The organism is Centipeda periodontii DSM 2778, from assembly GCF_000213975.1.
GTDB classification, from domain to species: domain Bacteria; phylum Bacillota; class Negativicutes; order Selenomonadales; family Selenomonadaceae; genus Centipeda; species Centipeda periodontii.
The window spans coordinates 1,594,283-1,600,282 of sequence record NZ_GL892076.1 but is presented as its reverse complement, the minus strand read 5'-3'; the positions used below and the strand labels follow the sequence as shown (position 1 = coordinate 1,600,282).

2 protein-coding genes are annotated in these 6,000 nt (G+C 53.3%); both read left to right on the top strand.

Features of this window, described 5'->3' with window-relative positions; genetic code table 11:
- Positions 1-355 precede the first annotated feature (355 nt).
- Positions 356-5,194 (top strand): TonB-dependent receptor plug domain-containing protein, encoded by a 4,839-nt coding sequence (locus HMPREF9081_RS07160; protein ID WP_006306446.1) that lies wholly within the window; start codon positions 356-358, stop codon positions 5,192-5,194.
- A gap of 130 nt (positions 5,195-5,324) precedes the next feature.
- Complete coding sequence (locus HMPREF9081_RS07155) at positions 5,325-5,999, top strand: energy-coupling factor transporter transmembrane component T (RefSeq protein ID WP_071778224.1); 675 nt, start codon at positions 5,325-5,327, stop codon at positions 5,997-5,999.
- Position 6,000 lies beyond the last annotated feature (1 nt).

Sequence of the window (6,000 nt, the reverse complement as noted above, 5' to 3'; positions counted from 1 at the left end):
CAACCAAAGACTCGTGATGATTCACGGGTCTTTTTTGTTGTGTATTACGGCATATTAGCTTCCCCCGTCGAAACGGGGGAAGTGGCACGCGCAGCGTGACGAAAGGGGCGCTTGTACCTTGTTTGACAGAATATATTTTAGGGGCGCTTATTTCTCAATTTATTTGATAATTGATTTTTTTCTCAAATTATACTGGAAAAATGAAAAAATTGTGATATAATATCAATGTTAAAATGATAGACAGAATCATTCTATTGGATTCTGCTTTATCATTCGTATTTCGAGGGACAGAAAGGTGTTTTCCATGAAAACAAGGGCAAGAGCCGCATTGACATGTGCCGTACTGCTTCATGTTATGGCATCCGTATCAACTACATTTGCGAACGAAGGTTCGGAACGGGGGGGTAACTACTCCACGGATGAGATTCGTGTAGAGGCGGATGCAGCGAAGGAAGAGGCGAAGTATGAATCGCAGTCCACGACGATTATCACGGCGGAGGATATTGCGAAGAAGCAGGCGAAGTCTGTTGAGGATATTATCTTTGACGAGACGGGCATGACACGAAATATCGACGCGATGGGGCGCGTGACCGTCTCCATTCGTGGAGCGGAGCCGCGCCATACGCTCATCCTAATCGACGGTCAGCCTGTGATGGGCGACTTTGCAAAGTACACGGGTGCAGGTGACGAGCTGCAGCGTCTTGGGACGGAGAATGTCGCACGTATTGAGATCATTCGCGGGGCGGCGAGTGCGAAGTATGGCGCGGATGCCATCGGCGGTGTTGTCAATGTCATTACGAAGGAGGCGGCGAAGAAGCCGGGACTGCAGCTGAACATCGAGGGACGGCGCACAAAGGGCGACAGCGACGTATTTCCCTATACAAACTTTTTCCTGCGTGCGGATGCGGGGCAGGTCGGGAAGCTGCGTCTTGCGGCGTACGGCGGGAAGCGGGATATTCTGCCGATCTACAGTACAGAAACCTTCGGCGGTCTCATCAAGAGCGGCGACTCTTATAAAGACGAGGAAAGCCGCGTGCGAAACTCGCTGCGCTACTATGGCGACATCAAGAATATCGGACTTGTCGCCTCTTACGACCTCGACAAGAATCACAGCATTTCTCTGAGTGCAGATCATACGGCAGAGGATATGGAGTCCTTTGTCAAGCGATCCAATTCAGGGGGAGAAGGGCTGCAGCACTTTAAGCGTGAAGTGGATCGCAATAACTATCGCCTCTCCTATCAGGGGCGCGGCAAGAGTTCAGACTGGAATGTCTCTCTCGACTATGCAAAGATGAACGAGGACGACATCACGCTGACCTCGGACTATATCAATTCCCCCTATGAGGGAAAGAACACGCTCAACTACATCGACGACCTCATGCATCAGCAGTGGAGTTTTAAGGCATCGGCGAATACGCAGCTGAGCAGCGATCATCTGCTGACCTACGGCATTGGTTATACACAGGAAAAGGGCGAGGGCAGCCGTATCAAAAATGCGCCGAACAGCTATACGCGCATGATTGATCCGTGGGATTACGATAAGAACCTTTATACGAAAGGCGGCGCGGGTGCGCCATCTTCGCACGTGCACGACTATGCGATGACGCGAAATGAAGCGGGAGTACCGAAGTATGACAATGAATACGAGTGGTATGGCCATAAGGACGCCGCCGGGCGCTCGCTGGCACCGCCCTATACGTATCAGGACTATCTGAAATACGGACCTTATGGAGTTGATCTCGATGGGAATCCGGCGCCGCCGGATGTTATGGAACGACTCATGGCATTCCGTAAGCAGCTAGTTGATGATCCGCGAAACCATGATCTGACACATATTATTGATGCGCCGGAATTGGCAATCAATAACTACTATGACCAGAGATTTGCTGATTATGATCGTAAAATGTATGGACATGCGGTGCTTTGGAACGGAAAGGCGTTCAATGAGGAATTTGAGGCGCGGCAGAACCGATTGACGATTGGCACAGCGGAGATCAAGAAGCAATATGTGTTTTTGCAGGACGCATGGCAGGTCAATCGAAATACGCTGCTTTCGCCAATTCTGCGCATCGATCACAGCAGCCTTTTCGGCACACATGCGACGTTCAATATCGGCATGACGCACAACATTGGTGGAAAGTCGAACCAGCGCTTCAAGGCGAATGTCGGCACGGGTTATACAGAGCCGGGCATGGGGGAGCTGTACTACAACTGGGAGATGTACGCAGGTGCGCCGATGGGGCTGGAGCGTGCGCGTCTCGGCTACTACTGGGTCGGAAACCCCAATCTGAAACCGGAGAAGTCCGTGAACTTCGATATTGGGCTTGAGGGCGAGAGCAAGGATGGCAGGGATAGCTACCGTATCAATGCTTTTCACAATCGCATCCGAAACTATATGACAACGTACTTCACGGGCTATCTGATGGATTTTCATCCGGAAATTTCCGCTGATGGCAGATGGCTCCTGCCGCCCGATATGATTTACAGCTTTAAGAACATCGGACGGGCGGAGATCACGGGACTCGAGGCGGAGTATAACCATCGTTTTGACCGTCACTGGTCAACGAAGGTCGGCTATACCTATCTTCATGCCATCAACAAGAGCGACCCGATGATGCCCGACCGTTTGCTCAATCGGCCGCAGCACAAGCTCGACCTCGGCGTGACTTACGAGAATGCGGGGTGGCGCGCGACGCTCTGGGGGAACTATTACGTCAAGATGCTTGACAGCAACAGTGTTGCGAACAACGGCAACTATTACGACAGCGACGGCGTGACAGGAAAATGGCACTACAACTTCGCCGAAGGCGGTAAGCAGACGTACGAGACAAAGACCTTCGGTATCTGGAACTTCATCCTGCAAAAGAATCTCGGCAAGGATTCGAGCGCCTATATCGGCGTGGACAACATCCTGAACCACCGCGACGACGACCGCGCGTTCCAAGAGCGGATGTACCGCATCGGTGTAAATATGAAATTCGGTCCCGATGCAGATACCGTGCCGATGACTGCGGAGGAGCGTGCGGCACGTACGGCGGCAAACGAAGCCACGTTGGAAAAGAAGGCACGCTTTATCATCCCACCGTTCGACATGGAGAAGGAGCTTGGTCTGCGTGTGATTGGAGACTACCGCTGGCGGTGGAACTCCTTCACGGGAAAGGAAAAGCCCTCGGAAGCGCGCGTCACAACTGTCGCGAGTGTCGGCGACAGCGCGTATAATAACTACCTTGAGAAGGCGGAGCACGGATTCGAGCAGCGATTGCGGGCGGGCGTGGATGCGCGCCTTGACGAGAATACGAACATCACCGTCCTCGGCAGTCTCGCGGGTACGGCGGGCGTCGATACGGAGACGGATGCGGCACAGTCGAAGGGACTGAACCATGCACGCCTCGATACGGCGGATGTGACGCGCCATGCAAAGGAGTGGGATTTCTCCCTCGGGCGGCTGACTGAACCGATGGGTGTGACGGGCTACTACTTCGGCAAGGAGTACGACGGCGGACGTGTCGTCTGGACGGGCGCCCATACGCAGGTGCGTCTCGGCTACGGCGACTTCCGGCACTCGACGGGCGTCACAGACTCCGCCTATACACATGCGACGCGCCAGAGCTTCGTGCGCGGCGTGACCAAGGAGGAATGGTTGGGCTATAAAGCGGCCGCGATCAACAGCCGTACGACGGACGCCATTCCGTATTATCCGAACTACAGCACGCTCATTAAGGATACCCCGGGCTTTGACGGACTTTATCAACGGCTCGCCAAGGCGCAGAGTCTGGCAGAGGAAAAGCAGATTCTTGATGAGTATCTGAATGTTGTCAAACAGGATAATCCCCAAGCATATCAGGAATTGATGAACCCCATGCAAGGGCAAATAGTGCACGATGACTTTGCATGGTACAAGGTGACGGTGAAGGACCAACATGGCAACGTCGTCGGGACATATCTTTCGCAGAAGAGTCCGCAGCTCGATGCATTGCACGTGTACGAAAGCTTTTCCTATCAAGACAGGTTTGATCGCGCGAAGATGGAAGGAGCTGCCCGGGCTGTGTGGAATTCAGCAGAGGCGAATTTGGAAGCGACGCAAACCGAGACGAACAAATATAAGAGTGATATGGTGGGACTTCCCGATGGATACTATACTATGACCCATGAATTTTACGGTTACGGCACATATCATGGGAAGAAGCCAATATTTGACTACAATTTGAAGATGAGTGATTTGCAGCCCGGAGATTTCAAACCAATGACAAAGGATGAGGCGAAAGAGCGCACCATTCGTTCCTCGTGGGATAAAAGCCCTTACCACGTGGTGCAGTCAGAGAGAAGATATCCGGACTCTCCCGATGTCTCATTTACAGCAAAAGGGAAGATTCCGGCGGGCAATAAGAGGGGGATCTCGCATCTCGGTCAAACGATTATCAACTATCTGATTGATGATTATAATTGGAGGCCGGAGGACGCGAGCGCTCTGCCGCTCAAGCTGCTGAAACGCGCAGGATATTTTGTCCTGCAAGTCGGCACTGTCCTCGAGCGCGATCGCATCCCCGCGATTAAGCAGGCGGCATATATGCAGGTGCGCCATGAGGTTTCGCCGAATATCGGCGTTGGGGTGTTTTATCTGCGCTCGCTCGGCGGCAATACGCATACCTTCCGTGCGGCGAACGGAACGGGGAACGATGTCAATACGTTCGACACGCTCGCGAATGTCGTCGGTGTCGGTGCGCGCTATCGGCTCACGAAGAATGCCGCGCTCTCCTTTGACTACGGTGCGAACTTCACGGACTTCGGACGCTATATGAACGGGCACACGCGTTATGAGCATGCGTCGGGCATGTCTGACTTCGCCGTCAAGGGGCGTGAGCGCGGCAATACGCCGACGTTCTGGGTCATGCGCCTCGATGTCGGGCAGGCAGATATGGATGTCGCGGGCAGCTGGAACGCATTCATCGACTACAAGCGTTTCGAGCACGGTTCATTCTTCGGCGGCAACGGGACGGAGTCTCTGCCTGACCGCTACCTCGACGGCATCAAGAGCTTTACCATCGGTGCGAGCTATGTCCCCGTGCAGAATCTCATGGTCGAGGCGTTCTACACGTTTGGTGCGAAGGGCATCGATGCGCGTGATACGCTCTATGGTCCGGAGCATTTCCGCCTCGGCGACTATGCACGTATGCAGGTGACGTACCGGTTCTAAGCTGTTGCGTTTGGAAGAAAATACTGATAAAATGAGGTCGTTTATGAACGATCTTGTTTTATTATTCACGGACAAAAATAGGAAGGTGACCATACTGACAATATCATCAAAGCCGTTCGATTTTCGGACGATGTTATATTTGAATCTGCTGCTCATGTGCGTTCTGATCTCTTCAGGGCGGCAGGAGGTGTTGATTCTGTCCTTTCTACTCTCGATTCTTGTCTTTGCGACGGTTGGAAGTGCGGCGCAGACGGTGAAATTTATCCTCGGCTTTCTCGCACTGCTTGTGCTCCAATACGGGGCGGAGCTGCTGCGCGGCACGGATCTGCCGCGCGGATTGATTTTTATGCCGCAGCTGATTGCCTTTATCGCACTGCGCATCTATCCGTTTGTCGTGCTTGGCATTGCGCTCAAGAAGAGCACGAACATTGCGGAGATCACGACGGCACTCTCGCGTCTGCGTCTCCATCGGGGCATTATTCTCAGCATTGTGGTGATGATCCGCTATCTGCCCGCGATGAAGGATGATTTTCGCGTGATTGTGGACGCAATGTGTCTCAAGGGGATCCCCGTGTCGCTCGGCTATGTCGTGCGTCATCCGATGAAGGCGATCGAGTATTTCATTGTACCGATGCTGTTCCGCAGCGAGAAGATCACGGAGGAGTTCTCGGGTGCGGCGCTCGTCAAGGGCTATGAATACAGCGGGATGCGCACGTCCTATTTCGATGTCCGCATGAGCGGGAAGGACTGGGCGATGATCTTCCTTGCGCCGCTTGCCTTTGCGCTCTGTCTTACCGTTGTTTGAG

Excerpts from the sequence above, each read along its gene's own strand:
- HMPREF9081_RS07160 (WP_006306446.1), top strand. The coding sequence starts at position 356 with ATGGCATCCGTATCAACTACATTTGCGAACGAAGGTTCGGAACGGGGG.
- HMPREF9081_RS07155 (WP_071778224.1), top strand. The coding sequence starts at position 5,325 with ATGTTATATTTGAATCTGCTGCTCATGTGCGTTCTGATCTCTTCAGGG.